This window comes from Zhongshania sp. (assembly GCF_041623545.1).
In the GTDB taxonomy this organism is placed as follows: domain Bacteria; phylum Pseudomonadota; class Gammaproteobacteria; order Pseudomonadales; family Spongiibacteraceae; genus Spongiibacter.
The window spans coordinates 1-4,108 of record NZ_JBFJWS010000284.1; the positions used below are offsets into that span (position 1 = coordinate 1).

Consider the following 4,108-nt stretch of genomic DNA (forward strand, 5'->3'; position numbering starts at 1 on the left):
ACTAAACTCTGTTTCGGCAATTGGATAAACCGTGGCTGGATGGGGCCCGGCTACCTTGTCGCAAGGCAGCTCGAAGATGATGGTATTAATTCCCGATTAATCCGCCGTTTTGGCAGTGATTGATCGAGGGGCGTCCCCCCCCTCGCCAACCAAGCCACTTACCGAGGAACATCAGCCCTGCAAAATTTCAGCGCTATAGGGCATATCCACGTTCACCACGGCGAATTTCCACTTTTCGCCACGCTTCACAACGTCGAAACGGTAGTTCACGAAAATGTCCATCTTCGCCGGTTTCTCACTCCATTCCGACACGACGCCATAAGCATGCGCGGTGGCTTGTTCGTCATTGGAATCATCGTCTAAGTAAATACTGGTAATAACGTGGCGATATTGTATGCCGCGCTCTTTAAGGCTGCGGGCCTGATTTATAAAGGCCTGCCGCCCCAGAAAGGGATTTGCAGGGCCAAGTAACTTGCCGTCATCTAAAAATAAATCTGCCCAAGCTTCGCCGCGATAATTGTCTACTTCGTGGGAATATTTCGCGATTAATTCATACACTGCCAAACGATTTTCCAAAGAAATCTTTGCCATTTCTTACTCCAAAATTTTGATTCATTTTACAGAAACTGAACTGCAGCGATGTTATTAGCGCCCGAGCTTTTCAATCATCATGCTTTCGATTTGGCGCCGAGCAACCTTATTGCTGGGCAACATTGGTACTTCATCGCGACGAATTTCACAGTAGGCGCGAGGAACTTTAAAACTGGATAGGCGCTTCTTCAATTCCGCTTCAATAACCTCAAAATTCAGTTCAGCGCCTTCGCGTGCGACCACCGCCGCAACCACCAGCTGACCGCGCTCAGCATCGGGAATCCCGACCACATAGGCGGAATGAACACCGGGCAACTGCTGTAATTCCAGCTCCACCTCGGCGGGAGAAACATTTGTACTGGCGGTTTTAATCATGTCGCCGTTGCGGCCGACAAAATGAATGCGCTTGCCATCGCGCTGGCCCATATCACCGGTATGAAAGAATCCGTCATCAGCAAAATACGCACTGCGCTCAACTTTGTGTAAACCTGGCGTGAGTGCATAGCCACGGATCTGAATTTCACCCACTTCGCCGTCAGCAACTGGATTGCCACCCTCGTCAGCCACCCGCACTTCGTAGCGGTCAGCGATGTGATCCAATGGCGCACACAAGGGGTAGCCCGGCGCGCGAAACTCATCGGCAAATGAATAGGGGCCTAGGGTTTCGGTCATCCCCAGCCCCCAAATGGTCTTGGGTATTGGCATGGCCTTTAAATCATCATCGGCCAATACACTGCCCATCGCCATGCGGCTACTGGTCTGAGTGCTTTCTGTGCAAATGGTTGTAGCACCAACGAGTAAATTGGGCATGAGGAACATCATCAAACCACCCACCCAGAAAAGGGGCATGGGCACAACAATACGAGCGTCTCGCTCGGTGCTGACTTTCGGCGCGATATAGTGGGTTCGGAACATTAATGCGCCGTGGGTGTGCCTGACCCCTTTAGGCAGTGCCATTGAACCCGAGGTGTAGATTTCCATTACTTGATCGGTTGAATGTATCTCGGCCTCGACGGCAAGCAGCACATCTTCGCTCACGTCCGCCGCGGCGTCTTTAAGCCAGGCCATGTCTCGCACGCCACTGGGGAGCGCGGCGCCGGTGGATACGACCCAGCGTAAATACGGCGCGTCTGGGCAATACAGTGGGCCACCGGTACTTGCGGTCAAACTTGGCAGCGCCTCGCACAGTCGCGCCACATAGTCCTTGCCGAGTAAACTCCGCTGGGTGATAAGCCCCTGTACGTCTGACTGGCGCAGCACTCGCACCAATTCATTGGCCTTGATAAAGGTACTAATCGGAATCGCAATACCGCCAGCACGAGCGATGGCAGCGAACATCACCACAAAATCGGGGCTGTTGGCGTAAATAAAGCCAATTCGGCTACCTTTACCTACGCCCTTGGCAATGAGCCCCTTGGCGAGTTCAGCGGATTGGCGCTCGAGCTCAAAAAAACTGAGCGATTGCTCAGTGCCGTCGCCAGCTAACATCGACACTGCAGCGGAGTGCTTATAGGCCACAGCTAAACCGCGAATGAATTGCGCGAAAGTTTCCGAGGCGGCTAGATCAGTGTGCCCATCATTATTATTTTTCACAAACAGGTCTCACAAACAAATAAGGTGGCTTAAAAGCTATGGTGAAAAGGTGCACAGCTCAACCGCTTAACAATACCAAGACGAGCGCAAAAATACAGACATAGGCCCGAACATTAACTAAAAATAATTGACGGAATGTTAATTAAAATTGACAAGCCCGCAGCGATTCGCAATGATTCACTGACCTCGAATCGCGATATTTACTCACGCAGCCAAATACTAGGCCCATTTTCGAGCACGTTAGTCACAGCCCAAATACAGTAAACCCTGCGCCCAATCACACGGCACAAATAACGCCAGAGGGGCAAGGTAAAAAAATATGCACTACCCAAGTAGCCACCTCGCCAAGCCCAGCAATATTGCATACCGCAGCGGGGCGAGTGTTAACAGTCTGTAATACCGTATTAAACCCAATTCGCGTTATGTTGATAGCCGCGAACCCTCTAAAGGAGATAAAAATGGATACGCTTCAGGATGCCTTGCTTTACATCAATGGCGAAATGCGCCCATCGGCAAACACGCAGTTTTACGACAACATCAACCCGTGGACGGGCGCGCCCTGTGGCAAAGCGGCAGATGCAACCGCAGACGACGTAGAACAAGCCATTAGCTGCGCTCGCACTGCTTTCGATAACACAGATTGGCCAACCAATCACGAACAACGCTACGCCCAAGTAACTAAATTTGTCGAGGCCTTGTGCGAGGCTCGCGCCGAGCTGGTAAAAATTGCTCGCTTGGAAGCAGGCTCCGCCATTGGCGCTGCGGCAATGGCTCAAGTCGACGGCGCGCTTAACGGCGCCAAAGATTATCTCGAGTGCTACAAGCAACTGGAATGGAAACAAGATCGCGGTATCAAAGTCACCATGGGCGCAAACACCCAACGCTACGTGGTACGTGAAGCCGCTGGCGTGGTCGGCGCAATCACCCCTTGGAACGTGCCCCTTTATGTCAATATCGGCAAGGTTATTGCCGCGCTGCTCGCCGGTTGCACCGTCGTCCTAAAGCCCGCGCCAGACACGCCGTTAATGGGTTCGATTATGGGCGAACTCGCTATTAAAGCCGGTCTCCCTGCCGGGGTATTCAACGTAGTGACCTCTAGCCACCCCGCCATGGCCGGTGAAATGCTAACCACCGACCCTCGCGTTGACCTAATATCCTTCACCGGCTCAACCGCCGTTGGCAAGCTGATCATGAAAAACGGCGCCGACACCCTCAAGCGCGTGTTCTTGGAGCTAGGCGGTAAATCAGCCTATGTCGTACTGGAAGACGCCGAAGACTTTGATATGAAAATCATGAGTGCCATGGTGGTTTTCCACGCAGGCCAAGGCTGCGCTTACCCGACCCGCTTACTGGTCCCCAAAAGCCGCTATGACCACGCCTGCACGCTGCTAGAAATGGCCTACGGTGGCTTCGCGGAGATGTGGGGCAAGTTCGACGACGAATCCTGCATCATGGGTCCGCTGATTTCCAAGAAGCAGCTTGGCCGCGTTCATGACTACGTTGAAATTGGCAAGGCCGAAGGCGCTCGCTTATTAGCTGGGGGCAATTTGCGTCCAGATATGGGCGACGGTTTCTTCATTGAACCTACCTGCTTTGTCGACTGCACCAACGATATGCGCATCGCGCGCGAAGAAATCTTTGGTCCCGTTCTGGTGGTCATTCCCTTCGAAGACGAAGAAGATGCCATCCGTATCGCCAACGATAACGACTACGGCCTCGGTGGCGCGGTATATGGCGGCCCAGAGAGTGCAATGCGCGTTGCCAATGCTATTCGCGCTGGCGCCCTCAGCGTCAATGGCGGCATGGGCATCACCGGCGACCTGCCCTTTGGTGGTTACAAACAAAGTGGTATGGGCCGCGAGTGGGGTCTAGAGGGTATAGAAGAGTTCACCGAAATCAAAGCTATTGGGGTTGGCGTTCCAGC

3 protein-coding genes are annotated in these 4,108 nt (G+C 53.0%); 1 reads left to right on the top strand and 2 read right to left on the bottom strand.

What is annotated here, in order from left to right; genetic code table 11:
* Positions 1 to 171: 171 nt before the first annotated feature.
* On the bottom strand, positions 172 to 591 hold the full coding sequence (locus ABYT30_RS16500; protein WP_373082158.1) for a nuclear transport factor 2 family protein: 420 nt from the start codon (positions 589 to 591) through the stop codon (positions 172 to 174).
* Positions 592 to 645: 54 nt separating this feature from the next.
* The gene (locus ABYT30_RS16505; protein WP_373097547.1) at positions 646 to 2,184 is read right to left on the bottom strand and encodes a class I adenylate-forming enzyme family protein; all 1,539 of its coding nucleotides are present in this window, start codon (positions 2,182 to 2,184) and stop codon (positions 646 to 648) included.
* A 458-nt stretch (positions 2,185 to 2,642) separates the two neighbouring features.
* Here ABYT30_RS16505 and ABYT30_RS16510 point away from each other — a divergent pair.
* A partial coding sequence (locus ABYT30_RS16510; RefSeq protein ID WP_373082160.1) for an aldehyde dehydrogenase family protein occupies positions 2,643 to 4,108 on the top strand: 1,466 nt, incomplete at its 3' end.